This is a genomic window from Pseudorhodoferax sp. LjRoot39 (genome assembly GCF_964253035.1).
Classification (GTDB): domain Bacteria; phylum Pseudomonadota; class Gammaproteobacteria; order Burkholderiales; family Burkholderiaceae_C; genus Pseudorhodoferax.
In genome coordinates this window covers 384,880-411,002 of sequence record NZ_CAXUQL020000002.1, presented here as the reverse complement: position 1 = coordinate 411,002, position 26,123 = coordinate 384,880, and the positions used below count along the sequence as shown (strand labels likewise).

Here is a 26,123-nt window from a genome sequence, read left to right as displayed (position 1 = left end):
ACGCAACCCCTGCCCACCCAGTCGTACTGTGTTTGTCAAGCGCCCCGAATGGTCGCATCCACCGGCAAGCTCTTCGCGCCCGGAAATGGCCGCTCCCAGGGTGCGCGATGGTGGGATCAGGACAGATCGAAGTTCGTCGATCGTACGAAGCTGCCCCAGTCGGCGCGCTGTGGACTTGCATATTGCTCGGTGCGCTCTTCGGACCAACGGCGCGGTGTCGCGGCCCCCGGTGGCAGCACCGCTGCGCGCGCGGCGACGTAGCGGCGGTCGAAATCGTCCACCGCGGCATCGTCTTCAGGCTTACCTATGCGGTCAACGTGGAATGTCGCGTGCAGTGCCAGCCGTGGGTTGACGTGTCGCTGCTGGGACGGATAGCCAATGCATAGGCCGGCCACAGGCACCACACGCTCGGGCAATTCCAGGACCAGAGCCAGCAAATCTGGTTTGTTGCGGATCATGCTGATCGGGCAACTCACCAAGCCAGCAGCGCTGGCGGCATGGATGAAGTTCATCATCACCAGTGCGGCGTCGACCGTTGGGTTGAAAAAGCTATCAAGGTGATCGTTAGCGAAGGCCTGTGCGCGGCGTTCAAACAGGCGCTTGAAGCGCCTGCCATTGGCGCAAAAGATCAGCAACGCTGGGGCATCGGCCATCCAGGGCATGTTAGGGACCAGTGCGTGGATCGCTGCGCGCCGTGCTGGGTCGCGAACGTCAATGAGATCGGCCTGTTGCAAGAAACTCTTGGATGGTGCCGAGAGTGCGCAAGCCGCGAGCAGCTTCACGAGCGCGGGCGGTACTGGAGCTGTCGACCATACCCGATGCGATACGTGACTCGCGATGCGCAGCAACTGGGCCACACCGCTCATGCCCTCGGGCAGGTCGACTGCATGACCGAAGCGGGCGGCCAGCACGCCGCGAAGTGCAGTGGCTTCATCGACGGAGTCAGTGAACTTGTTCACGACGCAATGTCCTTGCTCTTGCGCAGCTCTCTCGCGATCCGTGACCGCGACTGCGTACCGCCGGCTACCGGCGCGGGAAACGTGACCGCCACCAGCTTGGCTTCCGACATGCTACGCAACAGCTCTGGTGCATCAGACGTACAGCACGATCTCTTAGAACCATCACACCTGGTCACGCTGTGTGCGGGTGCGGTGCTCGCATCGGTCGCGACGTCACCAGCGCTCACGCGCCCTTGTCCCCGCATCAGCGACGCATGCGCGCGCATCGCGTTCATCGCTACGCGGCCTCCAAGGGCGCGACCAGCGATACACCTGGGATGTGGATGCCGTTGGGACGGCCATTGGTTGACACTTCCTGGTAGTTGTCAGCAAAGACCGGCGGCAACTCGGGGCCGTCGGCGCAGGCCAGCCAGAGTCGCAGCAGATGGCGCCGACGCTCGGGCTCCGGCCAGTCCTCGTAGGCGCTGCGACCGTGGAAGACGCTGTGGTTGCACAGCAGTTGGATGTCGCCGGGGCGGAATTCCATGTCCAGGCACAGCGCCGGATTCTGCGTCACCCGATCCATCAGGTCGAGTGCCTCGATCTGGGTTGCGGTCAGTCTCGGCACTCCGTCGAGCAACTGGCCCTTGTTGATCGCGCTGCGCACGTAGTTGGCGATCATCCGCCCCTTCATCGGCATGAAGACCGGCAGCTCTATCCACGGCCGGCGGCTCTTGTCGGTTTCGCCCCAGCGGGTGCGGCAGAACGGCTTCATCAGTTCGCGCGCCATGTCCGGGCGCAGAGCTGCGAACTCGTTGAACACCGAGGTCGAACTGACGATCGACGACAGTCCGCCTGTGCGGCCGGCGCGCCAACACAGCAAACCGACGATATCGCCGGAGTCGGTGTGGTACGGCAACCGGGCGCTGGTCTGGTAGCCCCGTGCGAGCGGGTCGTAATAGTCTCGGCCGAGGTCCTTGACGTGGCCGAGCACATGGCCCAGCGCATTCTGCGAGCAGGCTTCGCCCAGATGGGTACCTAGCCCCCAGTAGGCGATGGCGGCCTCGCGCAGCGTCCAACGGTCGACCGGCAGCCCCCGAAGCAGCATGAAGCCGCGGCCATGGAGCACCTCACGGCGAATCGCCTCAAGCACCGGCGCCAGATTCGGCAACGGGAATTCGTCGCGCCCAACCTGCAGGATCTCCAGACCCTGCGCGCTCACCTCAGCGACCGCGGCCTCGATCTCGGCGATCTCGGAGCTGTGCCAAGGACGAATCCATTCGTCCCGGCGAAGGGCCATGTCCTCGCCACGCCAGGCTTCGGGCCCGTCGTAACGCGGCAGTGCCGGCGACGCATCGTGGATGCCGCTCTCCATCATCTGACTGTCCATCGATCGCACTCCCTCATTCAAGTGGAAATTCGTGTTGTGGGGTTCCCCGCGCGGGCGTGTTTTCAGGCATCCAGCGGGAAATGGCAGGCCACCCGATGCTCTTGCGCGAGTTCGCGCATCTCGGGCACCTCGTTTGCGCACCGCGTCTGCGCCCGCGGGCACCGGGTGCGGAAGCGACAGCCGCTGGGCGGATCTATCGGTGACGGCAGCTCGCCCTCGAGGATCGGCCTGTCGGACGCGTCGTAACGCGTCGGGCGGTCGACGCGCGGCACGCAGGCGAGCAGCGCGGCGGTGTAGGGATGGCGGGGCCGCGCGTACATTGCGTCGGCAGGCGCGAGCTCACAGAGTCTGCCGAGGTACATCACCGCGACCCGGTCGCTGACCTGCTTAATCACCGCAAGATCGTGCGAGATGAAGATCATCGTCAGGCCGTAGCGCGCCTTCATGTCCTCGAGCAGGTTCAGGATCTGCGCCTGCACCGAAACGTCGAGAGAGGACACCGGTTCGTCGCAGATCAGGAACTGCGGGTCCGCGACGATCGCGCGCGCGAGGCTGATCCGTTGGCACTGCCCCCCAGAGAACTCATGGGGTCGCCGCGACCAGACCGCGTGCGGGTCGAAGCCGACCGTCTCGAGCGCTCGCTCGACCCGGGCAAGGATCTCCGCCTCGCCGAAGCCACCAGCGATCCGCAGCGGCTCGGCGACGATCTCGCCGCAGACCCGCCGCGGGTTCAGCGACGAGATCGGATCCTGGAACACCATCTGCAGCCGGCGCCGCTGGCGTCTCAGCACGTCGCCCTGCATCGCCGAGATTTCGTCGCCGTCGAGCCATACGCTGCCCGATGCGGGACGGGGCAACTGGATGATCGCCCGCCCGGTGGTCGACTTGCCGCAGCCGGATTCGCCGACCAGTCCGAGGGTCTCGCCGCGACGGACGGCGAAGCTCACGCCATCGACCGCGTTGAAGCTGCGATTGCCTGCGGTTGGATAGCTGCACACCAGCCCGTTGACCTGCAGCAGCACGTCGGCAGCCGGCGCTGTCCGGGCGGCCACCGCGGATTCATCGATCATCGTGCCTCCTCAGTGCGATGCAGCACCGGACGTGGATACCAGCAGGCGTAAACGTGTGCGCCCGTTCCCGGCAGAGGCGTCTCTTCGGCACAGCGCTCCCGTGCGTACGGGCAGCGCGCGCGAAACGCGCAGCCGCTCGGCAGTGCGGTTGGAACGGGGGGTCGACCGCGAATCGCCTCGAGTCGGCCGTGGCTAGGCGCGTCCAGGCGCGGGATCGAGCGCAGCAGGCCCTCGGTGTACGGCATCCGCGGCGCTGCGAGAACTTCGGCGGCCGGGCCGCGTTCGACTATACGTCCCGCGTACATCACCGCAATCTCGTCGGCGAGGCCGGCGACGGTGCCGAGATCGTGACTGACAAAGATCATCGCCATGTGGTTGTCGCGCTGGTACTGCTTGAGCAGGCGCAGGATCTGCGCCTGGATGCTGACGTCCAGCGCGGTCGTCGGCTCGTCGGCGATCAGCAGCCGGGGCCTGCACGCGAGCGCGATTGCGATGAGCACCCGCTGGCGCAGCCCGCCTGAAAGTTGGTGCGGGTACTCGTCGAGTCGCCGCTCGGGCAGCGGGATGCCGACGTCGACGAGCAGCTCGTGCGCCCGCGTGCGAGCCGCGGCGCGATCCATCCCCAGGTGATGACGCACCACTTCGGCGATCTGCTCGCCGATGCGCAGCACCGGGTTCAGCGAGGTCATCGGGTCCTGGAACACCATCGCGATGTCGCGGCCGCGGATCGCGCTCATCTCGCGCTCGGACAGCGATCGCAGGTCGCGACCGTCGAACAACACCCGTCCACCAGCGCGGATACCCGGCGGCTCAGGCACGATCCCCATGATCGAGCGCGCTAGCATCGACTTGCCCGACCCGGACTCGCCAACGACCGCGAGCGTTTGCCCGCGTCTGACCGACAGGGTGACGCCGTCGACCACCCGCGCCAGGCCCCCCCGCGTGCGGATATGGGTCTTCAAGTCATCGATCGCGAGCAGCGGCTCGGCGACCACCGTGCTTGGGTCCTGCGGCAGTACGCGGGGCGCCATCGGCTCGGCCAAGTTCGTTCTCATGATTCGGTCGTCCTGATGTCATAGGCGCGCTGCGCGCGCTCGCCCAGCACGTTCAGTGAGATCACGGTAAGGAACATCGCAGCTGCGGGCACAAAGATCACGTGCGAGGCAATCGCCAGGTTCGCGCGCTCGCTGCTGATGATGCTGCCCCAACTCGGCGCCGGCGGTGGCACGCTCAGGCCTAGGAAGCCGAGAGAGGCTTCGGCAAGCACCGCGATCGCGAACATGACCAGGCTGTAAGACAGCAACGGGCCGACCAGGTTAGGCAGGATCTCGCGGAGCAGGATCCGCGCATCGCCTGCGCCGAGCGCCCTGGCGACCAGAACGAACTCGCGGCCACGGAACACCAGCGTACTCGCACGGGCGATCCGCGCAAAGGCCGGCACGAACAGGATACCGATCGCCAGCGTAACGTTGGCAAACGAGCCGCCAAGGTTCGCGACGATCGTGATCGCGAGCACCAGCGCTGGAAACGCGAGCAGCACGTTCATGAAGCCCATGATCAGCCCCTCGGCAAGTCCGCGGTAATAGCCGGCGACCAACCCAAGCCCGCCACCCACCAGCAGCCCGATCGCGACCGATCCGAGGCCCACGGATATGGAGATCCGGGCACCGTAGACGACGCGGGACAGCAGGTCCCGGCCGATCGAGTCGGCGCCCAGCCAATGCTCGGCGCCTGGTGGCGCGAGCATGCTGATCAGGTCCTGCGCGCCGGGATCAGGGATCGGCAGCAGTGGCGCGAAGGCCGCAAGCAACACCACCAGGCCCAGCCAAAACAGCGCCAGCACGACCGGCAAGTCCCGAAGGGGCGGCAGGATCGCGCGGCGCGGCGCCCGGCCGCTCGGGGCGGCCGCAGCGACCGACAGGTCGAACGTATCTTCAGCCATGACTAGTCCTCGGATCGAGCATTCTGTAGATGCCGTCAACCGCGGCATTGATCAACACGAAGGCCACCGCGACGAACAGGACAATGCCCTGCAGAACCATGTAGTCCTGCTGGTACACCGACTGGATCAGCAACTGGCCGATGCCGGGCAGCGCGAACAGCACCTCAACGATGATCGTGCCCCCGATGAGCCGGCCGATGTTGACTCCAATGACCGTGATCAACGAAAAGGACGAGGGCCGCAGCGCGTGCGACAGCAGAATCCGCCGCGTCGGCATGCCCTTGGCGCGGGCGACTGCGATGAAGTCCTGCTGCAGCGTCCGGATCATGTCCTCGCGCAACAGGCGCAGGTAGACCGGGATCTCGGCCAGCGCAAGGGCCAAGACCGGCAGCGCGACCGATTGCAAGTTCTCGAACACGTCCTCGTCGAGCGACACAAAGCCAGTTGCCGGCAGCCATCCCAGCTGGATCGAGAACAGATAGATCAGCAAGATCCCGATGAGGAACGGTGGCGTCGACAACAGTCCGAGCGCACCCACCATCGTCACCCGATCGACACTGCGGCCGGACCGCCAGGCACTGACGATCCCGCAGGGCACGGCCACCGCCAGCGCGATGATCTGCGTCAACACGAGGATCTCGATCGTGACGGGCAGGCGCTGCAAGATCATGTCCAACACCGACTCATCGGTCCGGTACGAGGCGCCGAAATCGCCCTGTGCCGCGTTCGCGAGCCATTCGAAATAGCGCACCGCCATCGGCCGGTCGAGCCCGAGCTTCTGGCGCCACAGCGCGATGTTGGCCGGCGTGGCATCCTCGCCGAGAAGCGCCAGCACCGGGTCGCCCGGCAGCAGGTTCGCGAGCACGAAGGTTGCGACCGTCACGCCCCAGACGACGAGCAACAGCGAGACAAAGCGGCTGCTCAACCAGCGGGTGGTCATGCCCGCCCTCTACTTCGCGAGCCAGACTTGGCCGACTCTGGGCAGTCCGTCAGGAATCTTCGGCAGGCCTTGGAGCTTCCGGCTGGTCAGGAAGAAGTTCGTGCTCGGGAACAGGAACAGGTAGCTCCCGTCAGACGCCAGCAACTGCGAAACTTGCGTGTAGATCGCGAGCCGCGTCTTCGGATCGAATGTGCCACGCCCGACTTCAAGCAACCGATCCATTTCGGGGTTCGCGTACTGTGTGTAGTTGCGGGTACTCTTCGAGTGAAAGAACGGATAGACGTTCATGTCCGGATCGCCGCGCCCTGGCCAACGGAAGTACATGCCGTTGAAGTCGTGTTTGATTGCCTTGCCGATCAGTTGTAGCTGCTCCAATTGTTCGATCTTCACCTCGATGCCTACCTTTTGCCACATTTGCTGCAGCACCTGCGCCATCTGCACACTATCGGGAGTTGCCGTCACCGAGAACGTGAACTTCACCGGTTTGCCGTATTCCTTGAGCAGCGCACGCGCTTTCGCGGGATCGTAGGCTGGGAATTTCACGTCCTGGCGCCCGGCTGCCAGCCCTGGACCAAAAGGCTGGTTCGCGAGGGGGTAAATCCCACGGAAGAGTGTCTTCAGGATCAGCGCCCGGTCGGTCGCATGGAACAGCGCCTGGCGCACGCGCGGATCATTCGTCGGCTCGCGCTTCGCGTTGAACATCGCGAAAGCGGAGCCGAGCCCCGGCGACTCAACCAGTTGGACCCGCGTCGTGCCCGACTTGGCTGCCGCGACGTCCTGCGCTGACGGCACCGCCGAGAGCTGGATATCACCGGCGGTCAGGCTGGCCATCCGCGTCTGCTGGTCCGGGATCGGTCGGTAGACGACGCCGTCGAGGTAGGGCAAGCCTTTCTGCCAGTAATCAGGATTGCGCTCGACCTTCAGAGATACACCGCGCTTCCATTCGACCAGCCGGAACGGCCCGGTTCCCACCGGAGTGTCTGCGTACTTGAGGCCCGCTTCCTGCGCCTTGCGAATCGCGGTCGGCGAGGTCGCCATGCCAGGCACGTCGGCCAGCACCGCCGGGAAAGCGGCGTCCGGCGTCTTCAGTGTGAACACGACCGTATGTGGGCCGGTCGCGTCGACGCTCTTGATCCCGACGACGTTCGCCTGGCAGCGGCAGCCGTTGGCCGGATCCATCAGGCGCCGGAAGTTGAATACCACCGCCGCGGCGTCGAGTGGAGTGCCATCGTGGAACTTGATACCGGTACGCAGCTTCAGTGTGTAGCTGGTGCCGTCGTCAGAGACCTTCAGCGACTCGGCCAGATGCGGGACGATCTCGCCCTGCGCGTTCATGTCCATTAGCGTCTCGTAGAAAGACATTGCAACCATGCGTTCGACGAGGGCTCCCATGATCAAGGGATCGAAGCCTGGGAAGTCGGCTTCGAGACCTACGTTCAGGGTGCCGCCGTGCCGAGGCGCGGCGGCCGTCGCTGACGCGCCGAGCAGTCCGACGGTCAGCAGCATGAGGGCCGTGTCGCGGCCGAGGCGTGCGGCGCGGCCCACGTAGCCGCGAAGGCAGATGGAAAGTTCAGTGCGCATCCGGATGTCTCCACATTTTTCTTTTGCAGGCGGGCGCTCTGCGGGCGAGCCCAGTCCCGGTCTGCTTCCGGCACTTCACCGCCCCCGAAGGGCGGCGGTGCTCAATTAAAGTCTCGGCGCGGTCGCCGTGGATCAGGCGGCGATCGCAGTGCGCTCGGGCGTTTGGGCCCGGTAGAACGGACGATCGCCCTTGATCGTGACCCGGTTGCCGCTGCGTACGTTCGGGAAGTAGTCCCACAGCGCGTGGTGCTGCGCACAGCGGTTGTCCCAGAAGGCGATAGAGCCGACTTCCCAGCGGAACCGGCATTGGAACTCGGGACGCGCACAGTGGGCGTAAAGGTAGCCCAACACCGCGTCGCTCTCGCGCCTTGAGAGCTGCGGAATGTGGCTGGTGAAGCTCGCATTGACGTAGATGCTCTGCCGGCCGGTTTCCGGGTGGGTGCGGATCACCGGATGCTCGTTGACGGGGAAGGACTTGCGGGTGTCGTCGCGCTGACCGCCGTCATACTCATAGCGACCGCGATAGACCTGTTCGCCGGAATGGATCGCAGTCAGCCCTGCGAGGAAGTCCTTCATTTGTTGAGAAAGCGCATCGTAAGCCGCGTACATGCTCGCGAACAGGGTGTCGCCGCCGGTATCGGGCACGGTGTGCAGCCGCAGGATGCTGCCCATCGGGGGCTCCGCGTCGCAGGAGACATCAGTGTGCCAGCCCTCTCCTGCGACCCGCTTCGAATTCGCATCGCCGTGAATCCGCAGGATCTCTGGGTGTCCTTCGGGCGACGGCGCGGCCGGGTGGATGTGCAACTCGCCGAAGCGGCGACCAAAGTCCTTGTGCTGGTCTATCGTGATGTTCTGGTCGCGGAAGAAGATCACCTGGTTTTCCAGCAATGCGACCCGGATCTCGCGAAAGGTCTCGTTGTCGAGCGGCTGCGCCAAGTCGACGCCGAAGAGTTCGGCGCCGATCCGCGGCGTCAACTTCCGAACCTTCAGTTTCTGGTAGCTCATGTCGTCTCCTAGTGCGGACCGTGGCCCAGGTCCTATCGGGTTGTGCATGTGCGGTTGTGGTCCGCGGTTAATCATGCGTGCCGGGCCGCGATGTTGCAAAGACATTATCATTCGGGTTCCATAACATATCGTTATGCCCATCGATGAACCTGCATCTGCTGCGAACCTTTGCATCTGTCGTCGAGCAGGGCGGTTTCACCCGCGCCGCCAGGGCGATCCATGTCAGCCAGCCGGCGGTCTCTCGCGCGGTCCGCGAGCTCGAAGAACAGCTCGGGATTGCACTGCTCGAACGCGCGGGCGGAACGCTGCGCTGCACTGAGGCGGGCACCGCGTTGTACCGACACGCGAAGGGAATCTTCGCGCTCGAGCATGCGGCCGAGTCGGATCTGCGCGGACTGCGCGGCCTAGAAGCCGGCAACCTGGTCATCGGTGCCGGCCACTCGATCGCGACCTACATCCTGCCGAAACTGATCGCCCGCTTTCTCGAGAGATTTGCGGATATCGACGTTCGCATCGTCAGTGACAACACCATTACGATCGAGGAGAAACTGCTCGCCTGCGAAATCGACGTCGCACTGGTCGAGGCGCCGACTCACGATCCGCGTATCGAGCTGCTCGACTGGCGCGAAGACGAAATGGTGATCCTTGCGAGTGCCAGGCACCTGTTCACCGCGCGCGATCCGATCGACCCTGCACAGCTCGGCACGATGCGCTGGATCATGCGCGAAGCCGGTTCCGGTACGCGCGAGGTTGCACAGAATCTGCTTCACGAGATCGGCATCGAAGTGCACCGGATTCTCGAAGTCAGCAGCAATGGAGCGGTCGTGCAGTTCGTCGCCGCCGGCCTCGGCGTGACGATGATCAGCCTCGAGGTCGCTCGCGACCAGATCGGACTTGGTCGGGTGATGACAGTCGCGATCGAGGGTTTCCGGCCCAGACGCAAGCTGTACCGCGCACGACTACGGGACCGCCCGATGAGCCCGGCCGCGCATGCGTTCGATGCGATTGCCGCCAGCGAGGGCATGTGAACCGGCAATCAAGCGCGTCCTGGCCCCATGGTGGCGCGGATGTTGAAGTCCACAGTTTCTGCTGCGACGCCCAGTATTGCTGCTAGTCTGAAGTTCTCCGAACAGATGCCCAAGTTTCCCTTTCCCATCAAGCACTTGGCTTGATTCATTGGTTCCGGTTTCTGTCTACGGCTTGAAGTCGTTGACCAACGCCATGGCGCGTTGCTGCCAGGCGGTGACGGTGGTGATCACCTCGAAGCTCGGTGCGTCCGCTTCGCCGACGCCGGGCATGCGGCAGGTGTTGCGCACGAGGGTGGCCATGTCGGGCGTCAAAGTGGCAAAGCTGTGCGCCGGCGTGCCATCGGCAGCAGGTTGAGGATGCCTTGTCCTGCGCCAATTCGGAGCGCACAGCGGGCGCCACGGGGTCACGTGTGGCCTTGGCCTGCTGCTAGGTGTCGGCGTACATCAGCGCGCGCCAGGCCTCGCGCAGATGCCACGCCACTTAGTAGGCCAGCATGCACAGCAGGATGTGCGCACGCACCCGGTCGGCCAGCCGGTGGTGGGTCGGGCGCACCTTCAGATTCGATGGTCTTCATCGAGCGACAGGCCCGCTCCACGCTGGCCGGGACTTGTAGCTGCGCACGCACTGCGGCGCACCATCTGCGCCGCAGGCACCGAGGTGCGAATGATGTACAGACCATCGAGCGCAGCCTCGCTGGTGATGCTGTCCGCCGTGCGCGCCCAGGGCACAGCGCTCTGCGTGATCTGCAGATCAAAGTGCTTGACCAACTTGAACCTGTTGATGATCTTGCCTACCCGCACGCCGATCACATCCTGCCCACTGAGCTTGCTTGCCTGCACGCGCAGTTGGATCTGCGCCAGTCGCTCTTTGGTGGCCGCCAGCAGCGCCGCTCGCTTGTGCGCGCGAAGCTTGGCCAGCGCCCCATTGCGGCAGGCTCACTAGTGTCCTGTCCCACTGATACGTGAACAAAGTCGATGCAGCTTCTCCAGGATCGAGTCAGCGGTTGCAGTCATTTGAAGGGCTTGCAATTGGCGTTGTGCGCGGCGACGAAGTGGTCGATGCGCTGCACCATTTGCTTGACGCTGGTGAACGAGCCGCGGCGGATGGCCTTGTCGGTGAACTGAACAACGGGCCCTGCGGCTTACCCACTGGCCCAAAGTCTATTCCCGCCCTCTCCCTAATGCTAAGTCCGCGGTATTCAAAGCGCGCGCCGCTGCCGTCACCGCGTACGCCCGCGGCCAACCTCTTGCGGGCATTGAGGCCGACACCGGCGTGCACCGGGCCACGATGCTGCGCCTGATCTCCCGGGCAATCGCGTGCACATCCCGATGGCCGGCTCTGTGGATTCCGGGCCTTGGTGCCCCAAACACACGTCCGCGCCTACGACAGTCACGCCTCGGGTGCTGGTTGACGTCAAGGCCGGCAACGCCGGAGCGTTCGCACAGTTGCTGATGCGCCACCCTGCCTTGGCCAGACAACTGCGCGCCGAGGTCACCGAAGGCAAAGTCACTCTGCAACCTGGCGGTGAGCGCGGCCGACTCTCCGGGCTCAAGGCGGCCACCGGCCGCTTCCACAAGTCGTGCCGCGATCTCGGCCTGACCGGCGGGGACTACCCGCTCAATCAGCAGGACAAGGCGGTACGCGCCCTGGGCAGGACGCTGCGGGCATGGATCGATGACAACTTCGCGTTGGCCGCGCGTGCGTCCGGCACCCGCATCAAGCCCATCTCGGACTGCGCCAGTCCACCCGGGCAGTGTTGGACGCCTTCGATGCGGTCGAGTTCGACGCGCACAAGCTCGATCTGCGCCTGAAGGTGCTTCTCGAGCGCGATCCGCTCGGCGGCGAGCATAGCGTGGAGATTGAGCGCAGTGGCAGAGCACCACTAGGGTGCTCAGCAGATCCGTGACGCTGCTGGTATGAAACGCGTGATCTCCTCTGCCACCGCGATAAATGCCTGCGCGTGATCCGGCAGATCGCTACGACGGTGCCATACTGCCGAAAACCAAATATCTAACCCCTTCCCTTCGTGCACGACCGGAGTCATCAGGATGCCTGGCCTTGCCAAACCTACGGTCGACAGTACTACCGCAACGCCATATCCCGACTGCGCCATCGCCACGAGTCCTCCATAGGAGCGGCTTTCAATGCGGACGTGTCGCAGATTGAGACTGGCAGCGCGGCACACTTGAGACAACAGAACGCGGCTACCTGTGTCAGGAGGTGTCAGGAGCAGGGGCTCCTCTTGCAGATCCCGAACTTCTACGGTTGCCTGCCCTCCCAGAGGATGTTGCGCGGGGAACACGGCAACCACATGCATTGGAAACAGCCGAGTGGAGGCAATCGAGTCATTCTGCACGTCGCGGGTCAGAGCCACATCCAACTCGCCTGACTCAACCATTGCCACCAGTTCCCGCGTGTCGGCCTCCACCAGCTTTACCTCGACGTTGGGGTGGCGGCTCCGAAATTCGGCAAGCACCGCCGGCATGATGACGTCCAGCGAGATCGTCATGGCGCCTGCTCGCAGGAGACCGACGTGGCCACTTGCCAGCGCCCGCGCCCGGGCGGCAAGATCTTCAGTTGCTGAGACGATGGCCAGGGATCGAGCGTACAGCTCTTCACCAGCAGCTGTAAGCTTCATGCCGCGCCCTTGGCGCGTAAACAGCTTCAAGCAAATGCGGTGCTCCAAGTCGCTCAGCTGCCGAGAGAGTGCGGGCTGTGTTCTATGAAGTCGCTCGGCCGCGTGCGTCAGGTTCAACGATTTAGCGACTTCGCAGAACGTCTCCAGATGGCTGAGATTTAGACCGATCACCTGTCGAAGCATAACATTTCGGATATGACACGGGCCAAGAATTTCATTGGACCGCAGGGTGCTCGCTCCGCATACTTGGACCACCGAACTCTGCGACCACTCTCATGCACACCACCTCCGTCATGCACACCGGGGCAGCCGACCAGCCTCCTCGACTCGTTACGTACACCAACTCGCAGTTTTGGTTCGGTCCCGAGATGGGGCGCCGGAGCGACTGGATCCATGAATTCAAGCCTTCCGAAATCGCCGAAATTGATGCCGCAGTGCAAAGCACCGAACGCTCCGGACTGGAGATCCTTAACGTCAAGCGTGCGGACTTCGTTCTGCCGACCGTCGGCCCCCTGCTGGCGCGGGCACGGCAAGAATCACTACATGGCAAAGGTTTCCACTTATTTCGGGGCATCCCGGTGGACCGGTACTCGATGCGCCAGGCGGCCATTGCCTTTTGGGGCATCGGACTGCACTTCGGCGAACCGGTGTCGCAAAACGGTAAGGGCCACGTGCTGGGGCATGTCGCAAACCTGGGGTTGAACTACACCGACCCGGAAACGCGGGGCTACCAAACCAACGCGCGTCTGCCATATCACACAGACTCGTCGGACATCGTCGCCTTGCTGTGTCTGCGGACCGCGAAGGCGGGGGGACTGTCCTCGATGGTTAGTTCCACCACGATTTGGAACGAACTGCTTCGGCGCCGCCCCGATCTGGCGGAGACTCTCATGGACCCGCTCTACTACACCCGCTGGGGTGAGATTCCGGCAGGCAAGAAGGCGTTCGAGCCGGTGCCCCTCTTCGTGCCGCACAACGGCCGTATGCTCGCAACGTATGTGCGCAGCGCCATCATGAAAGCGCAAGCCATTCCAGGCGTGCCGCCCCTAACGCCCAAACAGGTGGAGGCACTCGACTTTGTGGACACATTGGCAGCGGATCCCGAGCTTCACCTTGATATGGAATTTCGGCCCGGCGACATTCAGCTCGCAGGAAATCACTCGGTCTTCCACTCCCGGACCTCGTACGAGGACTGGCCGGAACAGCACCAACGCAGGCACCTGTTGCGCCTATGGGTAGCTTGCGAAGACGGCCCCGACCTGCCCCTCGTCATCCGGCAAAGGAACGGTGAAACCGCATCCGGCCGTCCCGCTGGCATCCGAGTACCTGGCGTGCCGCTGGTCGCCCCGCTGGAAGCCGTCTGAGAGACTATTTATGAACCTGAAACGTCGCCACGCCATCGCGGCTACGCTCGCGTTCGCCGCATCGAGCAGCTATGCCCAAGGGGGCAGCAGTAAAGCCTTGAAGATCGTAGTCTCCTACGCTCCCGGCGGCCTGATCGATGTGATGAACCGGATCATTGTGCCGCGCCTGTCTACCGAACTGCAGCAGCCGGTGATCATCGAAAATCGCGCAGGTGCCAATGCGAATTTGGGGCCAGTCGCCGTCCTGCAGGCGCCCGCCGACGGACTGACCCTACTAGCCAGTGCCTCGTACCTCACGATCAATCCTGCAGTGGAAAAGGATTTGCAGTGGCGACCTGACCAACTTGTGCCTGTCGCGCGCTTTGCACTGTCGCCGAGTTTGTTGGTCGTACCGAGCTCTTCCTCCGCGCAGACCCTGCGTGATCTGATCACAATGGCGCTTGCGAAGCCTGACTTGAACATACCCGAGTCCGGGCTCGGCGCCTCTCAGACGATGGTGAAGGAGATGCTGCAGCACCAGGCCAAGGTCAAATTCACAGCCGTAGGATACAAAGGCGGGTCCGCGTACCTGCCTGACTTGCTAAATGGCACGCATGTCATGGCCGTTACCCCATTTAACGTCGTGTTCCCCTTGGTGAAGAGCGGGCAGCTGCGAGCACTGGCGATTACCAGTTCGTCGCGTTCCCCTTTGCTTCCAGACGTGCCAACCATGGCTGAGAGCGGATACCGAGATGCTGCCATTGACAGCTGGCTGGGCCTCCATGTCCGCGTAGGAACGCCTTCTCAGGTGATTGATAGGCTCTCTGCTGCCGTGAGAGCCGCGGCATCCGACGACGAGGTCCGCACGAAACTTCAGAATCTCGGGGCCACGAGCGCTTACCTGGATACCCCAGCGTTCACCGAGTTTCTGAAGCAGGACAACGCCAGGGCAGAGCTGTTCGTGAAGTTGCTCAAGGCCAACGGACGCACACAGTAGTCACTTGGACCGCGACAGCGCACTTTAAGTCAGGTTGTGCTGGCGTTCTGCGATGCGGCCGATGCGAACCGCTCCGATTCAAGTTGGCAGCCGCTCGCTCGAGGTAGACCTTGTCTAAGCAGGCAAGACATCAAGCGGGGTGCGCCGAAGGATTACTCAATGAGCGAAGCTGGCATCCTCTCTCCTGCCCGCATCTGGGTGGACCACGCGCTACGCGAGGGCAAGCACCACCAGTTCAAGTACGTGGTGGTCACCATGTGCACCGGTCGTGCTCAGGGCGCCGCTGAACCGCACCGGCTTTCAAGGAGGCCTGTTGGCTTCAGTCAAACCGGCATGGTCTGACTTCTTTTGGCTGTTTGCGTTTTCATTATTCCAGCCCCCCGCAGGGGCCGCCGGAGGCCCCCGGTTGGGCCATGTACTCATGGTTCAACCCTCCTACTGCGCTGCCGCTCGGGCAGGCTTGGTTGTGGATGAGGCCGGCGCTTGGTGCCTCCAGTAGTTGGCCTCGACCTCGGCCGGCGGGATGTAACCGATGGGCTCCAGCAGGCGATGGTGGTTGAACCACGAGACCCACTCCAGCGTGGTCAGTTCGACCGCCTCACGGGTCTTCCAGGGCCCGCGCTGTCGGCGCCGATCCAATCTTGACCCGATGGGGCTGCGGCGGAAAACTTGGACTACCTGAAGGGGTAGTTCATGTTTTCATACGAGGATCGGCTTCGAGCGGTCCAGCTCTACATCAAGCTCGGCAAACGGGTCGGACTGACGATTCGACAGCTTGGTTTTCCAACCAAGAACACGCTCAAGCACTGGTACCAGGAGTACGAGCAAGGCCTTGGTTTGGCGACCGGGTACACGCGCGCGCCGAGGTATTCGCAGGCCCAGAAGGAGTTCGCGGTCGCGCACTATCTGGAGCACGGGCGCTGCTTCGCGGCGACCATCAAGGCACTGGGCTACCCATCGCGGACGTTGCTTCCATTCTGGGTCCAGGAGCTGCATCCGCAGACTCACAAGCGCGTTGTTGGGCGGTCGGCGGCGCTGACGCCCGCAATGAAGCAGGCCGCGGTGATCGAGCTGTGCATGCGGGAGGGCAGCGCGCGATCGGTCGCCAAGGAGTTGGGCGTATCTCGGCCATCGCTGTACACCTGGAAGAATCAGCTGCTCGGCCACGACGCACCTGCATCCATGAAGCGCAAGCAAGATCTTCAGCCAAGTCCTGAGTTGGCCGAGCTGGAACAACAAGCCGCGGCACTGCGGCAAGAAGTCCGACGCCTGCGCCTCGAGCAAGACCTGCTGAAGAAGGCGAACGAACTCCTAAAAAAAGACCTGGGCATCAACCGGCATCTCCTGACGAATCGGGAGAAGACGCAGCTGGTTGATGCCCTGAGACCGACCTACGGACTGGATGAACTGCTGCGCGAGGCGGGCCTGCCCCGCAGCTCCTACTTCTACCATCGTGCGCGGCTCGATGTTGCCGACAAGTACGTCGACGTGCGTCGCGTGATGGCTGACATCTTCGAGCGAAACTACCGCTGCTATGGCTACCGTCGGATGCAGGCCTCATTGAGCAGGCAATGCGTGAACATCTCGGAAAAGGTCGTGCAGCGGCTGATGAAGCAGGAATGCTTGGTTGCCGCCACGCCCAAGCGCCGACGATACGGCTCCTACATGGGCGAGATCAGCCCTGCGCCGGACAACCTCCTGCAGCGCGACTTCAGCGCAGCCGCACCGAACGAGAAGTGGCTCACCGACATCACGGAATTCCAGATCCCAGCGGGCAAGGTGTATCTGTCGCCCATGATCGACTGCTTCGATGGCATGGTCGTCAGCTGGACGATCGGAACGCGCCCGGACGCCGAGCTCGTCAACACGATGCTGGACGCGGCCATCGGGACCGTCTCAGCCAGCAACGAACGGCCGGTTGTGCATTCCGATCGCGGCGCCCACTACCGGTGGCCTGGATGGCTGTCTCGGATCGCTGATGCGAGGCTTGCGCGCTCCATGTCTCGCAAGGCATGCTCACCGGACAACGCTGCGTGTGAAGGCTTCTTCGGCCGCCTGAAGACCGAGCTGTTTTACGCCCGCAGCTGGCTGTCCACGACCATCGAGGACTTCATCGCGGCGCTGCACTCCTACATCCTTTGGTACAACGCGGACCGGATCAAGATCTCGCTGGGAGCCCGTAGCCCCATCGAGTACCGGCGCAACCTTGGGCTCGCCACATAACCCGTCCAAGTTTTCTGCCGCACCCCCCGATGGTCAGTGTTGGGTCGGCACGAACAGCTTACGGCCCGCGCGGATGAACCTTCAGCGGTGGGGGCTGCCCCGCAGATTCCACCCGCCCAAAGTCTCACCTGGTACCCCCGCTAGCCTTAGACACGTAAAGCGCCAGGGCCGCGATTTCTGCGTCGGTGAGCTTGTCCTTGTACGAGGGCATCTGGCCCAGCCCGTCGCGTAGCGCCTTCGCCACGCGCGCAGCGTCGGGCTTCAACTCGTCTAGCACCGGGCCGACGGCGCCTTCGGCACCCGCGGCCTGCAGGGTGTGGCAAACCGCGCACGAAGGGATAACACCATGCAGGAACAACTTCTTCCCCAGGGCGAACTGCGCGCTGTCGTCGGCCGCCAGCGCGGGCAGAACGGGTAACGCCAGGCCGGCGACTAGCACCGACGCGATCCGCAACGCATGCCATACAAGGGGATGCTGGGGGGTGCTGCGCATGCTCAGGCCACCGTCACTTTCACGGCGTGGTCGGCCCAGCTCGTGTTGTTGTAGCCACCGGCGTTTTCCATGCGCTGCTCGGGCTGCACGTTGCCTGCGGAGTCGGTGGCGCGGCTGGCCAGCGTGTGGCTGCCGGCCGGCAGCCTGGCAGGCAGCACGAACTGGCGCCATGCATAGCGGCCGAGGTCCGGCCCGGTGAGCCGTGCGTCGCTCCAGGTCTTGCCGCCGTCCAGCGACACCTCGACGCGCTTGACGCCGTTCAGCCCGCCGAAGGCCACGCCTTGCACCTGCACCAGGCCGGCATTCACGCCGGCTGCATCGGGTGCGGGCGAGTTAATCCACGACTTGACCGTCATCTCCTGCACCGACGGCTGCCTGGGGTCGCCCTTGCCGCCCGGCGGTGAGATGCGGTAGCCGTGCGACATGATCTTCGCTTCGGTCTCCTTGGCCGTGAAGGCCAGGCGCTTGACGTACTTGATGTTGTTCACGCCGGTGTAGCCGGGCACGATCAGGCGCAGCGGGCCGCCGTGGGCCAGCGAGATCGGCACGCCGTTCATTTCCCAGGCCAGCAGAGCATCGGCTATGGCCGCGGCCGGCACCGAGCGCTCGACGATGATGCTCAGCGGGTCCAGGCCCTCGGGCAGCTTCTCGCCACCGGTGCCGGTCAGGAAGCCTGCGCCCGGCACCACGCCGCCCAGTGCCTCAGCCACCACGCGCACCGGCACGCCGGTCCAAATCACGCAACCCGCCGCACCAACCTGCCAAGGCGTGCCGCTGGGCTTGCTGGGGAAGTAGCCGCGGCCGTTGCCCGAGCACTGCAACACCATCGCCGTGGTCTCCACCCCCATCGTCTTCAGCTCGCGCAGCGTCAGCGTCCGCGGGACCTTCACGCCTTCGATGGCCACCTGCCAGGCGTCGCGGTCGGCAACGATGGAGGCGTCGGGCGCCGGCAGGTTGTTGCGGATGTAGAGCTGTTCTGCCGGCGTGATGACGCCGCTGCCGAAGGCCGCACGCCGGGTTTCGATGGTGCTGCTGCTGTGCACGATGACACTGGCCGGGTCTTTCCAGTTCACGTAGGCGGGAAGCGGCTTCGGGGTGGCAGCTGCCGCCGTCGCCACCGGGGTCTCGCCCGCGGCAGCGGCGCCGCGCGTGAAGGTTGCCAGTCCGGCCGCGGCCAGGGCGCTGGCGCTGCCGGCCAGCAGCTGGCGCCGCGGCAGCGAGTTCAAGGTCTTGTTCATCGTGTCTCCTTGGGGGTCGGTGTGGGGGTGTCGATAGGTGGGCCGAACTGACTTTGCGCCACGGCCAGGGCCTGTTTCTTATGCGCCACCAGCACCAGCGGCTTGCCGTCGCGCGAGGTGATGACTTTCCAGTGGACATTGCCCCACCAGCCGCTGCCTTCTTGCAGCGCCACTACCTTGTCGAAGGCGAACACCGTGACCATGCCGCCCTTCTCGAAAAAGGTTGTGAGGTGGTAGACGAGGTGGCCGTCGATGTCGCAAGGCCGCATCAGCTGCGGGAAGCCGGGCACGACCTGTTTGCCGCCCAGCCCCAGATGCTGCAGCAGGGGCGCGCTGGCCATGAAGGTGCCGCGCAGCGTGCGCTCGAAGTATTCGTGCTCGAGGGCACCGCGCACCAGTTCGGGCGGGCGCATGGCCAGCACGGCGCCGGCACCGCTGCCGGCCAGCAACAGCACCAGCACAGACCGCTGGAAGCCGCGGCGCGACAGCAGCGGCGGCGTCTTGCGCAACAGCTGCGGTGGGGCGTCGTCAGCGGGGTAGGCCAACGAGAGCTCGGCGCGTGCGCGCAGGTCGAAGTCGCTATCCGGGAACTCGCGCGGTCGGAGTTCGGGTGTCATCTCTGGTTCTTCCGCAACGGCGTGACCTGGGCGCCGCTGGGCGCACGCACCGGCACGCCCATCACCAGCTTCAGCGCGTCGCGCGCGCGGGCTAGGCGCGACAGCACGGTGCCCGGCGCGATCTCCAGCGCCTCGGCCATCTGGGCGGTGGGCATGTCATCGAAATAAAACAGCACCAGCACTTCGCGGTGGATGGGCGCCAGACGCGCCAATGCCTTGACGACATCGAGCTTGTCGTCCAAGCCGGCATCAGGGGCAGCGTGCTCGGGCTGCTCTTCGTCGTCCAGCGACTGTATTCCCGTCACAGCCTGGCGAAAGGCAGCGCGGCGCATGATCTGGAACAGCCAGGCCCGCGCCAACGCCCCATCGCGCAATTGCTCGCGGTGTTTCCAGGCGTTAGCAAAGCAGTCCTGCACCACGTCTTCGGCAATAGCGCGCGAGCCGGTCAGCGCCCAGGCGCTGCGTAGCAGGAAGCGGTAATGGTCCCGCACCCAGGTGTTGTAGCGGGACTCGGCAGACTGGAAGAGCATGGTGATGAAGAGCGGCAGCCGCCGCGGTTCATTCCATCGCATTACTTGGTGCTTACCCGGAGCTTGCGCTCAGGGCCCGCGCGTGCCGCCGAGCGGCGGGAATTCGGCCGCCGGACCCGCGCCGGACTGCTTGCGCAAGACCGCCAGCCGCCGCGTCATGCTGTCGATCTCGATGGTCTGGCCGGCAATGATCTCCTCGGCCAGCTGCCGCGTGGCCGGGTCGCGGCCGTGCTGCAGCACCAGCTGCGCCATGTCGACGGCGCCGGCGTGATGCGGAATCATCATCGCCAGGAAGTCGATGTCGGCGTGGCCGACATAGCCCGGGCCGTGCATGTTCTGCATCATGCGCGCCATGGATTCGTCCATCTCGCGCTCGAAGGCGCTGGCGCCTCTGGCGTTCATGCGGTCTGCTCCTTCGCGCCCACGCGCACGTAGACGAGGTTGATGCTCTTCTTGTTGCGCAAACCGCCCGAAGGCAGGGCCAGGTTGCCCAGCGGAATCTGCGCGATGAAGGCCGGCTTCAGTGGATCTCTGACGTCGAAAGCGCTGCACACCGTCTGCCCGGCGTTGGGCGTGCCGGGCAGTTCGTCCTGCTCGTGGGCGATGTAGAGCAGCGTGTTCTCGGGGTTGGTCCACAGCCCATGCGACTCGCGGCCGTAGCTGAAGAAAGTGCCCACCACCTTGCGCTGGCCGGCTGGCGCTCTGCGGTCGATGATGGCGATGGGGCTCGACGCCACTCCGCCGGGGCCACCGTCGTCGATGCGCCCCAAGCTGGCGTAGACCACGCTGCCGCGGGCGTTGCTGACGAATTCGACGTGGTTGGGCCGCGCGCCCCTGCCCAGCGGCACGCTGTCGATCAGGTCGAAGCCGCCCCGTGTCGAGCGGCAAGACAGCGCGTCGGCCAGCTTGTGCGAGAACCACAACTCGGCGCCATCGGGCGTGGTCTTCATGAAGGGCGTGAAGCCGTGCTTGTCCTGCGCGCTGATGTCGAGCGTTGTCAGGCGCTGGGGCTGGCTTTGGCCGTCGGCGCCCGGGTTGACGCGGAACACATCGACCTGCGACACCTTCTGGCTGACCACGAAAGCCAGCGTGCCTTCGCGGTTGAACCACACCTGGGCCGGGCCGTTCAGCGTGGGCAGGAACTGGTGGATGGCGGTCGAGCCCGGGCTGTCGGCGCCCTTCAACTGACGCACGGCGCCTTCGACGTTGACGATGGCGATGCGGTCTTCACCGCGCAGCGTCACCCACAGTTCCTTGCCGTTGCGCGTGAAGGTGGGCTCGTGCGGCTCGCGGCCCAGCAGCAGGCCACTGCTCAGGCGTTCTGGGTTGGTCGTCAGGCCGGCGGCCGGGTTAGGCGTGTTGCCGATGACCCGACGCTGCTCGGTTTCGATGAGGTAGATGTTGCTGGAGCCGCGCCCGCTGGTGGCCAGCAGCCGGCCATCGGGCGAAGGCACGGCGCCGTGGGCGTCGATGCAGCCGTGGTACAGCGGCTTGTGTATCATCGCCGCGTGCGTGGGCGCGACGCCGGCAGAGACGTAACGGAAGGGCGGCCGCGGGTCCTCGTCGAAGCTGGTCAGGTTGATCGTGCTTTCGACAGTGTTGGTTTTGGGGTCGATGACGACGATGGTGTTGGAGTCTTCGTTGGTGATGAAGACGCGGTCGCGCGGGTCGATGCCGATGGCGGCTGCGGTGGCCGCTGCGGCGCCGGACGGCGCCTGGCCCTGCGCTGTCGGCAGCGTGCTAGCGGCAGCGGCGGCGGCCAGGGTGTACTTGAGGATGTCGCGGCGTTGGGTGGTCATGGGTGCTTTCAAAGTCGGATGGGGGTGATCGCTCGGGTCGTGTGCCAGCCTTTCCGCATCGACCCACCACGTCTGTTCGCTGGGCTTCCCGTGCCTGCACGCGGGCCGGCAGCGCCGGTGAACCGCCGCCCAGCACGTGGTTCAGATCAAGAGCGCGGCGCGGGCCGTTTCATTCCCTGGCGTGTGCGGCCAGACAACCCGTCCTCGATCACAACACGCGTCCTTGTCCGCTGACGATGGCGATGAAGTTGGCCACGTGGTCCGGGTTGCAGCTCCAGCCCTCGCACACCCCGACCCACAAGCCTCCACCGCGTGCAGCCGCCGCCGCTCGTGCTGGATCGCGGTGATACCTGCGCGCACCTGCCACCTCGGACATGAAGCGCCGGGTCTTCATTGCATATAGGATGTCGGTCAGGGTGCCCCTGGTTGGTCTGACGAGGTATGAGGGCGCGGGCTGGTTAGGGTCGAACGTCCCAGTCAGGCCGCTTGATCAGGGCCCGAGCCTGGTTGGGCACGATCAAGCGGGGCACGCCACCGAAGAACTCCAGGGCCTGGATCTGCGCACCGATCCAGTCGGCGGTGGTCTGGCGCCGGGTGGCGCAGGCGTAGGTGTAGTTCGACGCCCCGAGCGTGGCTACGAAGATCTCCGCGACGGTGATCTCGCCGGTGGCAGCATTTACAAGCGGCAGGGTCTGGCCGGCGTAGACCACGAACGGCTTCTCGCCGGCCAGGTGAGTCTGGCGCATCGAACGCTTCAGGCCCTGCGCCCAAGCTGGTACTTCACGCAGAAGCTGGTGTACTTGTAGGCCAGATCGTTGGCTGCGGCGTACTCCTCCCACAGCAGTTGCAGGGTGACGCCCGGACGCTTGAGCTCCTGGTGGACGGCGGCGAAGTCGGGCGTGAGCTGGTAGCTTGAGCGCGGTAGTGCCGGCCGGTACAGCCGAGCCTCAAGTTCCTCGTCGGTCAGGGTCTGGGCCAACGCCCAGTCCACGTTGTGCACGCGGGCCAGCGACACGTACTTGCCCACCGCGCTCTAGCCCGTCTTTCTCAACTCGATAGGCCGAACACATCCAAGCCGTTGATTTCGTTGAGTCAGCCGCCAAAGGTCTTCACTACATCGCTGGTGCTGCAGCGCGTGCTTTGATCTGCGCGGTGGTGATGCGTGGCGGCGGCTGCGCAGGCAGTTGCAGCCGTAGGCGGTCCAGCAGCATGCGGTGCTGCGGCTCTGGTTGCGTGTAGCGCGTCAGCGTCAACGCGCGCCCATCGGTGGTGGGCAGTTGCACGTCCACCATCTGCATGCTCTTGAAGGTCTCGATCACCTCGCGCGGCGTGGTGCCCCCGGCCACGCGGCGCAGCCTGGCCTTGAGCGTGACCTGCAGGCAGTAGGCCAGGAAGGCCACGAAGATGTGCGCCTCGATGCGCTCTTCGGTCTGGTGGTAGATCGGCCGCACGGCCAGGTCGTGCTTGAGTTCCTTGAACGCCTGCTCCACCTCGGTGAGCTGGATGTAGAAGCGCCACAACTCCGAGGGCTGGCCCGTGCGCAGGTTGGTGCGCAGCAGGTAGCGGCCCTCTCGCCTGCGCACCTGGCGCAGCTTGGCGCGGTCCAGCGCGAACTCCAGCGTGGCCGTGGTCATGGCCTGGGCGGGCAGCGTCACTTTGACCAGATGTGCTGCGCGGCCGGCCTCGTGCTTGGCCGCGCCGAGCTTCATCAGCAATTGGTCGCGCGTGATCACCTGGCCCTGCAAGGCCTTGAGCCGCGCGATGTAGCGGCGCAGCCGCTTGCGCCGCATGCCGCGCTCTTTGTCGATGCGGCTGTCGCTTTGCGCCAGGATGTAGACCTCCTCCTCCACGCCCAGGCGCTTGACGTTGACGCCTTCGCGTACCTGCTCCCAGGGCTGCGCCAGGAGGGCCTGCTCCAGCTTCGTCAGCCGGCCCTTGGGCGTGCCTACGAGGTAGCTGGCGCCCATGGCGCGCATGGTGGCCAGGCTGTCCTCGGTGGGGATGCCCCGGTCCATCACCCAGATGCGATCCGCATGCCCGTAGCGCTGCTCGATGCGCTGGAGGAAGTCCTTGAGCGTGCTGGAGTCAGCCGTGTTGCCCGCCATGACCTCGTAGCTCAGCGGGAAGCCCTCGGGCGTGACGATCAGCGCGATCACCACCTGGCGGCAGTCGCCACGCTTGTCGCGGCTGTAGCCGTACTGGCGCAGGTCATCGGCACCGCGCTCCTGGTCGGTCTCGAAGTAGGTGCTGGTCAGGTCGTACAGCAGCACTTCGAACTTGGCGCCGAACAGCTCGCCCCAGCGCTGCACGAGGAACTTGAACAGCGCGTCCTTGTGCTCGGCCAGCTTGTCCAGGCAGCGGTACAGCGTGTTCTTCTCGGCCAGCGCGAATTCCCCCTCCAGCAGATCGGCCATCGCGCTGGTGTCGAACCACTGGCGGTGCAGCCGCCATTCGGAGCCCGGGTCGATCAGCCGGTAGGCCGTCAGCACCTTGAGCACGTCAAGCCACGGCGTGCCTTCGCGCGAGGCGCGCAGGCGCGGGCCCCAGAATGCGTCCAGATCGAGCTGCTCCCACAGCTGCAGCGCCAGCCAGCACGCGCCCCACTGGCGCGGGCGCAGCAACTGCAGGCCACTCAGGTGCACACCGATGGCATCGACGTCGTCGCAGGGCATGGTGCCGGCTGGGAACAGCGCCACCTGCCGGCGCCGTCCTTCGTCGAGCACTTCGATGCTCTTGCGCCAAGCCTCGCGCTGGCTAGAGTTGATCTCGCCCAGGTACAGCACCTGGCGTTGCACGACGCGTCCGTCGCCCACGCGGCGCGACTCCACGATGCTCCAGTACTCGTGGGTCTTGCCGTCCTTCTTGCGTCGTTGGCAGCGCAGGAACATGGAGGCACTGTACGGAGCCGCCCAGCGCCTCGCAACGACCAAGGTCTTCACTACAGACCTTAGCGTGCATGCCGCCTTTACCGATCAATCACTTGCAGCGGCGAGACCGGGCAATTCCGCTGAAAGCAACGGTGGGTTGAGAAAGACGGGCTAGGAGATCTTCAGCGCGCGGCCCACCTCGTTGTAGGTCAGGCCGGCGTGCAGGTGCAGAGGTGCAGGCGCAATGTCTCTCGGATTCGACGCATGGTGATTCTGTTGGTGGGCATCGGCTGATGCAAAAAGCAGCCAGCCTAATAGGCCTGGTCAAAAAATCACTTGCGTGGCACCCCCATCGTCCACGATCACGCTGAAACAGCTTCCACGATCAGACTGAAATGCCGTCCACGATGGGATGAAATACGCACTTGGAGTGTGGACAGTGCATGGTGGCCTGAAATAGACCGGCGCTCGAGGGCGCCTGTCAGAGTGCTGCCGATTGTTGGGGCTAGTACCTCTTCTATCGTGCGTCCGCGCTCAATTTGACTGCGCGTTGCGCGCGGGTCAGATCGTTCTGCAAGAACGCCTTGAACGCTGAAGTATCCAGATAGGAACTCTCGGCCCCGAGCGCTGCGAGCTTCGCGCGAGTCTCGTCATTGGATGTGGCGTCCTGCACAGCCGCGACGAGCCGCGCCACCACATCGGGGGGAGTTCCTGCGGGGACGTGATAGCCCAGCCAGCTATCGATTGCTGCTTCGGGAAACCCGAGCTCGGCCATCGTGGGAACTTGCGGCAGCAATGCCGAACGTTTTGAGCTCGTGATCGCCAGTCCGTGCAACTGACCGCCCTTCACCAGGGGAAGGGCAACATTGAAGGGCGCGACGCCGCCACTCAAAATGCCGCTGATCAGATCCGGCACGTATGAGACACCGCCTTTGTACTGCACCGAGGTAAATTTCACTCCTGCTGCGTCGGCCAGGATCTGTTGCACCATGGTCTGCGTGGCACCGCGGCCAGCGTCCGCGATGGGCTTCCCCGGACTTACCTTGGCATCAGCGAGATAGTCCTTCAGCGTCCCACTGGTTGACTTGCCGGACACGACAAACACATTCGGAGAGACGGCAAACCGTGCGACCGGCATCAGTTTCTCGGGGGCCCACTGCAGATTGCTTTCGAGTAGCGGATTCGTGCTGAAGTACGAGGCGGTGGCGAGGATGGTTCGCCCGTCCGGAGGTGCTTGCATGACATAAGCAGGGCCGATGTTCGCGTTGGCGCCGGGGCGATTCTCAACTATGACGGATTGGCCGAGCGTCTGCGCCATCCGAAGTGCCATGATGCGGTTCATTACATCCACCAACCCCCCGGCCGCATAAGGAACGATGATGCGCACCGGTTGGGAGGATCCCGGCTGTGCAGAGGCCAGGGAAGCGCCAAGCAGCGACAGCAACCCTGCGACAAGTCTCCGAATCAGCGTCATGGCGCTGCC

At 64.6% G+C, this 26,123-nt stretch carries 27 protein-coding genes and 2 pseudogenes; 6 read left to right on the top strand and 23 right to left on the bottom strand.

What is annotated here, in order from left to right; translation table 11 throughout:
• Positions 1-116: 116 nt before the first annotated feature.
• The 8 genes from ACSQ4M_RS37175 to ACSQ4M_RS37140 all read right to left on the bottom strand — a co-directional run bounded on the left by ACSQ4M_RS37175 (position 117) and on the right by ACSQ4M_RS37140 (position 8,866).
• The gene (locus ACSQ4M_RS37175; RefSeq protein WP_436194512.1) at positions 117-959 is read right to left on the bottom strand and encodes a nitroreductase family protein; all 843 of its coding nucleotides are present in this window, start codon (positions 957-959) and stop codon (positions 117-119) included.
• A gap of 277 nt (positions 960-1,236) precedes the next feature.
• Positions 1,237-2,328, bottom strand: a complete 1,092-nt coding sequence (locus ACSQ4M_RS37170) for a TauD/TfdA family dioxygenase (protein ID WP_436194511.1) — start codon at positions 2,326-2,328, stop codon at positions 1,237-1,239.
• 62 nt (positions 2,329-2,390) lie between these two features.
• Entirely contained in the window at positions 2,391-3,398 is a 1,008-nt protein-coding gene (locus ACSQ4M_RS37165) for an ABC transporter ATP-binding protein (protein ID WP_436194510.1), read from the bottom strand.
• Positions 3,395-4,429: an ABC transporter ATP-binding protein gene (locus tag ACSQ4M_RS37160; protein WP_436194606.1), complete on the bottom strand. Its 1,035-nt coding sequence runs from the start codon at positions 4,427-4,429 to the stop codon at positions 3,395-3,397. The genes ACSQ4M_RS37165 and ACSQ4M_RS37160 overlap by 4 nt, the downstream gene beginning before the upstream one ends.
• A 20-nt stretch (positions 4,430-4,449) precedes the next feature.
• The gene (locus ACSQ4M_RS37155; protein ID WP_436194509.1) at positions 4,450-5,340 is read right to left on the bottom strand and encodes an ABC transporter permease; all 891 of its coding nucleotides are present in this window, start codon (positions 5,338-5,340) and stop codon (positions 4,450-4,452) included.
• Positions 5,333-6,280, bottom strand: coding sequence for an ABC transporter permease (locus tag ACSQ4M_RS37150; protein ID WP_436194508.1), 948 nt, complete (start codon positions 6,278-6,280; stop codon positions 5,333-5,335). Before ACSQ4M_RS37150 ends, ACSQ4M_RS37155 begins: the two co-directional genes overlap by 8 nt.
• A 9-nt stretch (positions 6,281-6,289) precedes the next feature.
• Positions 6,290-7,861 carry an ABC transporter substrate-binding protein gene (locus ACSQ4M_RS37145; protein WP_436194507.1) on the bottom strand — a complete coding sequence of 524 codons (1,572 nt, stop codon included), beginning with the start codon at positions 7,859-7,861 and terminating at the stop codon, positions 6,290-6,292.
• A gap of 132 nt (positions 7,862-7,993) precedes the next feature.
• Positions 7,994-8,866, bottom strand: coding sequence for a TauD/TfdA dioxygenase family protein (locus tag ACSQ4M_RS37140; protein ID WP_436194506.1), 873 nt, complete (start codon positions 8,864-8,866; stop codon positions 7,994-7,996).
• A 143-nt stretch (positions 8,867-9,009) separates the two neighbouring features.
• On the opposite strand from ACSQ4M_RS37140, the gene ACSQ4M_RS37135 reads away from it, so the two are divergent.
• Positions 9,010-9,894 carry a LysR substrate-binding domain-containing protein gene (locus tag ACSQ4M_RS37135; protein WP_436194505.1) on the top strand — a complete coding sequence of 295 codons (885 nt, stop codon included), beginning with the start codon at positions 9,010-9,012 and terminating at the stop codon, positions 9,892-9,894.
• Between the two features lie 165 nt (positions 9,895-10,059).
• Here ACSQ4M_RS37135 and ACSQ4M_RS37130 read toward each other — a convergent pair whose 3' ends face one another.
• From ACSQ4M_RS37130 to ACSQ4M_RS37120, 3 genes and pseudogenes are all read right to left on the bottom strand, one after another.
• Positions 10,060-10,194 carry a hypothetical protein gene (locus tag ACSQ4M_RS37130; RefSeq protein WP_436194504.1) on the bottom strand — a complete coding sequence of 45 codons (135 nt, stop codon included), beginning with the start codon at positions 10,192-10,194 and terminating at the stop codon, positions 10,060-10,062.
• Positions 10,195-10,449: 255 nt separating this feature from the next.
• Positions 10,450-10,734 (bottom strand): hypothetical protein, encoded by a 285-nt coding sequence (locus tag ACSQ4M_RS37125; RefSeq protein WP_436194503.1) that lies wholly within the window; start codon positions 10,732-10,734, stop codon positions 10,450-10,452.
• Positions 10,735-10,833: 99 nt separating this feature from the next.
• A pseudogene (locus ACSQ4M_RS37120) lies at positions 10,834-11,012 on the bottom strand (IS630 family transposase); the annotation flags it as partial.
• 283 nt (positions 11,013-11,295) lie between these two features.
• Between ACSQ4M_RS37120 and ACSQ4M_RS37115 the strand changes: the two are divergent.
• The gene (locus tag ACSQ4M_RS37115) at positions 11,296-11,706 is read left to right on the top strand and encodes a hypothetical protein (protein ID WP_436194502.1); all 411 of its coding nucleotides are present in this window, start codon (positions 11,296-11,298) and stop codon (positions 11,704-11,706) included.
• An 80-nt stretch (positions 11,707-11,786) separates the two neighbouring features.
• Here ACSQ4M_RS37115 and ACSQ4M_RS37110 read toward each other — a convergent pair whose 3' ends face one another.
• Complete coding sequence (locus ACSQ4M_RS37110) at positions 11,787-12,716, bottom strand: LysR family transcriptional regulator (protein ID WP_436194501.1); 930 nt, start codon at positions 12,714-12,716, stop codon at positions 11,787-11,789.
• Between the two features lie 92 nt (positions 12,717-12,808).
• Between ACSQ4M_RS37110 and ACSQ4M_RS37105 the strand changes: the two genes are divergently transcribed.
• The 3 genes from ACSQ4M_RS37105 to ACSQ4M_RS37095 all read left to right on the top strand — a co-directional run bounded on the left by ACSQ4M_RS37105 (position 12,809) and on the right by ACSQ4M_RS37095 (position 15,215).
• Entirely contained in the window at positions 12,809-13,897 is a 1,089-nt protein-coding gene (locus ACSQ4M_RS37105) for a TauD/TfdA family dioxygenase (protein WP_436194500.1), read from the top strand.
• A 10-nt stretch (positions 13,898-13,907) separates the two neighbouring features.
• On the top strand, positions 13,908-14,873 hold the full coding sequence (locus ACSQ4M_RS37100) for a tripartite tricarboxylate transporter substrate binding protein (protein WP_436194499.1): 966 nt from the start codon (positions 13,908-13,910) through the stop codon (positions 14,871-14,873).
• Positions 14,874-15,032: 159 nt separating this feature from the next.
• Positions 15,033-15,215, top strand: a complete 183-nt coding sequence (locus ACSQ4M_RS37095; RefSeq protein ID WP_436194498.1) for a hypothetical protein — start codon at positions 15,033-15,035, stop codon at positions 15,213-15,215.
• Between the two features lie 93 nt (positions 15,216-15,308).
• Here ACSQ4M_RS37095 and ACSQ4M_RS37090 read toward each other — a convergent pair.
• Positions 15,309-15,497: pseudogene (locus tag ACSQ4M_RS37090) on the bottom strand (hypothetical protein); the annotation flags it as partial.
• Between the two features lie 69 nt (positions 15,498-15,566).
• Between ACSQ4M_RS37090 and ACSQ4M_RS37085 the strand changes: the two are divergent.
• Positions 15,567-17,096 carry an IS3 family transposase gene (locus tag ACSQ4M_RS37085; RefSeq protein ID WP_436194497.1) on the top strand — a complete coding sequence of 510 codons (1,530 nt, stop codon included), beginning with the start codon at positions 15,567-15,569 and terminating at the stop codon, positions 17,094-17,096.
• A gap of 124 nt (positions 17,097-17,220) precedes the next feature.
• Here ACSQ4M_RS37085 and ACSQ4M_RS37080 read toward each other — a convergent pair whose 3' ends face one another.
• From ACSQ4M_RS37080 to ACSQ4M_RS37035, 10 genes are all read right to left on the bottom strand, one after another.
• Positions 17,221-17,589, bottom strand: coding sequence for a c-type cytochrome (locus ACSQ4M_RS37080; RefSeq protein WP_436194496.1), 369 nt, complete (start codon positions 17,587-17,589; stop codon positions 17,221-17,223).
• A 2-nt stretch (positions 17,590-17,591) separates the two neighbouring features.
• Positions 17,592-18,827 (bottom strand): sulfite oxidase, encoded by a 1,236-nt coding sequence (locus tag ACSQ4M_RS37075; protein ID WP_436194495.1) that lies wholly within the window; start codon positions 18,825-18,827, stop codon positions 17,592-17,594.
• Positions 18,824-19,444, bottom strand: coding sequence for a hypothetical protein (locus tag ACSQ4M_RS37070; protein WP_436194494.1), 621 nt, complete (start codon positions 19,442-19,444; stop codon positions 18,824-18,826). The genes ACSQ4M_RS37075 and ACSQ4M_RS37070 overlap by 4 nt, the downstream gene beginning before the upstream one ends.
• Complete coding sequence (locus tag ACSQ4M_RS37065; RefSeq protein ID WP_436194493.1) at positions 19,441-20,016, bottom strand: RNA polymerase sigma factor; 576 nt, start codon at positions 20,014-20,016, stop codon at positions 19,441-19,443. Before ACSQ4M_RS37065 ends, ACSQ4M_RS37070 begins: the two co-directional genes overlap by 4 nt.
• Positions 20,017-20,043: 27 nt before the next feature.
• Positions 20,044-20,376 (bottom strand): DUF305 domain-containing protein, encoded by a 333-nt coding sequence (locus ACSQ4M_RS37060; protein WP_436194492.1) that lies wholly within the window; start codon positions 20,374-20,376, stop codon positions 20,044-20,046.
• On the bottom strand, positions 20,373-21,773 hold the full coding sequence (locus tag ACSQ4M_RS37055; RefSeq protein WP_436194491.1) for a YncE family protein: 1,401 nt from the start codon (positions 21,771-21,773) through the stop codon (positions 20,373-20,375). The genes ACSQ4M_RS37060 and ACSQ4M_RS37055 overlap by 4 nt, the downstream gene beginning before the upstream one ends.
• Before the next feature lie 458 nt (positions 21,774-22,231).
• Positions 22,232-22,519: a hypothetical protein gene (locus tag ACSQ4M_RS37050; RefSeq protein ID WP_436194490.1), complete on the bottom strand. Its 288-nt coding sequence runs from the start codon at positions 22,517-22,519 to the stop codon at positions 22,232-22,234.
• 8 nt (positions 22,520-22,527) lie between these two features.
• The gene (locus ACSQ4M_RS37045) at positions 22,528-22,800 is read right to left on the bottom strand and encodes a hypothetical protein (protein ID WP_436194489.1); all 273 of its coding nucleotides are present in this window, start codon (positions 22,798-22,800) and stop codon (positions 22,528-22,530) included.
• A gap of 85 nt (positions 22,801-22,885) precedes the next feature.
• The gene (locus ACSQ4M_RS37040; protein ID WP_436194488.1) at positions 22,886-24,661 is read right to left on the bottom strand and encodes an IS1634 family transposase; all 1,776 of its coding nucleotides are present in this window, start codon (positions 24,659-24,661) and stop codon (positions 22,886-22,888) included.
• 496 nt (positions 24,662-25,157) lie between these two features.
• A complete protein-coding gene (locus tag ACSQ4M_RS37035) occupies positions 25,158-26,114 on the bottom strand; it encodes a tripartite tricarboxylate transporter substrate binding protein (RefSeq protein ID WP_436194487.1) in 957 nt (318 codons plus the stop codon).
• Positions 26,115-26,123 lie beyond the last annotated feature (9 nt).

Excerpts from the sequence above, each read along its gene's own strand:
- ACSQ4M_RS37140 (WP_436194506.1), bottom strand. The coding sequence starts at position 8,866 with ATGAGCTACCAGAAACTGAAGGTTCGGAAGTTGACGCCGCGGATCGGC.
- ACSQ4M_RS37085 (WP_436194497.1), top strand. The coding sequence starts at position 15,567 with ATGTTTTCATACGAGGATCGGCTTCGAGCGGTCCAGCTCTACATCAAG.
- ACSQ4M_RS37040 (WP_436194488.1), bottom strand. The coding sequence starts at position 24,661 with ATGTTCCTGCGCTGCCAACGACGCAAGAAGGACGGCAAGACCCACGAG.
- ACSQ4M_RS37105 (WP_436194500.1), top strand. The coding sequence starts at position 12,809 with ATGCACACCACCTCCGTCATGCACACCGGGGCAGCCGACCAGCCTCCT.
- ACSQ4M_RS37170 (WP_436194511.1), bottom strand. The coding sequence starts at position 2,328 with ATGGACAGTCAGATGATGGAGAGCGGCATCCACGATGCGTCGCCGGCA.
- ACSQ4M_RS37165 (WP_436194510.1), bottom strand. The coding sequence starts at position 3,398 with ATGATCGATGAATCCGCGGTGGCCGCCCGGACAGCGCCGGCTGCCGAC.
- ACSQ4M_RS37055 (WP_436194491.1), bottom strand. The coding sequence starts at position 21,773 with ATGACCACCCAACGCCGCGACATCCTCAAGTACACCCTGGCCGCCGCC.
- ACSQ4M_RS37160 (WP_436194606.1), bottom strand. The coding sequence starts at position 4,429 with ATGGCGCCCCGCGTACTGCCGCAGGACCCAAGCACGGTGGTCGCCGAG.
- ACSQ4M_RS37050 (WP_436194490.1), bottom strand. The coding sequence starts at position 22,519 with ATGCGCCAGACTCACCTGGCCGGCGAGAAGCCGTTCGTGGTCTACGCC.
- ACSQ4M_RS37110 (WP_436194501.1), bottom strand. The coding sequence starts at position 12,716 with ATGCTTCGACAGGTGATCGGTCTAAATCTCAGCCATCTGGAGACGTTC.
- ACSQ4M_RS37095 (WP_436194498.1), top strand. The coding sequence starts at position 15,033 with ATGAGCGAAGCTGGCATCCTCTCTCCTGCCCGCATCTGGGTGGACCAC.
- ACSQ4M_RS37150 (WP_436194508.1), bottom strand. The coding sequence starts at position 6,280 with ATGACCACCCGCTGGTTGAGCAGCCGCTTTGTCTCGCTGTTGCTCGTC.
- ACSQ4M_RS37065 (WP_436194493.1), bottom strand. The coding sequence starts at position 20,016 with ATGCGATGGAATGAACCGCGGCGGCTGCCGCTCTTCATCACCATGCTC.
- ACSQ4M_RS37070 (WP_436194494.1), bottom strand. The coding sequence starts at position 19,444 with ATGACACCCGAACTCCGACCGCGCGAGTTCCCGGATAGCGACTTCGAC.
- ACSQ4M_RS37035 (WP_436194487.1), bottom strand. The coding sequence starts at position 26,114 with ATGACGCTGATTCGGAGACTTGTCGCAGGGTTGCTGTCGCTGCTTGGC.
- ACSQ4M_RS37100 (WP_436194499.1), top strand. The coding sequence starts at position 13,908 with ATGAACCTGAAACGTCGCCACGCCATCGCGGCTACGCTCGCGTTCGCC.
- ACSQ4M_RS37130 (WP_436194504.1), bottom strand. The coding sequence starts at position 10,194 with ATGGCCACCCTCGTGCGCAACACCTGCCGCATGCCCGGCGTCGGCGAA.
- ACSQ4M_RS37060 (WP_436194492.1), bottom strand. The coding sequence starts at position 20,376 with ATGAACGCCAGAGGCGCCAGCGCCTTCGAGCGCGAGATGGACGAATCC.
- ACSQ4M_RS37075 (WP_436194495.1), bottom strand. The coding sequence starts at position 18,827 with ATGAACAAGACCTTGAACTCGCTGCCGCGGCGCCAGCTGCTGGCCGGC.
- ACSQ4M_RS37135 (WP_436194505.1), top strand. The coding sequence starts at position 9,010 with ATGAACCTGCATCTGCTGCGAACCTTTGCATCTGTCGTCGAGCAGGGC.
- ACSQ4M_RS37155 (WP_436194509.1), bottom strand. The coding sequence starts at position 5,340 with ATGGCTGAAGATACGTTCGACCTGTCGGTCGCTGCGGCCGCCCCGAGC.
- ACSQ4M_RS37145 (WP_436194507.1), bottom strand. The coding sequence starts at position 7,861 with ATGCGCACTGAACTTTCCATCTGCCTTCGCGGCTACGTGGGCCGCGCC.
- ACSQ4M_RS37080 (WP_436194496.1), bottom strand. The coding sequence starts at position 17,589 with ATGCGCAGCACCCCCCAGCATCCCCTTGTATGGCATGCGTTGCGGATC.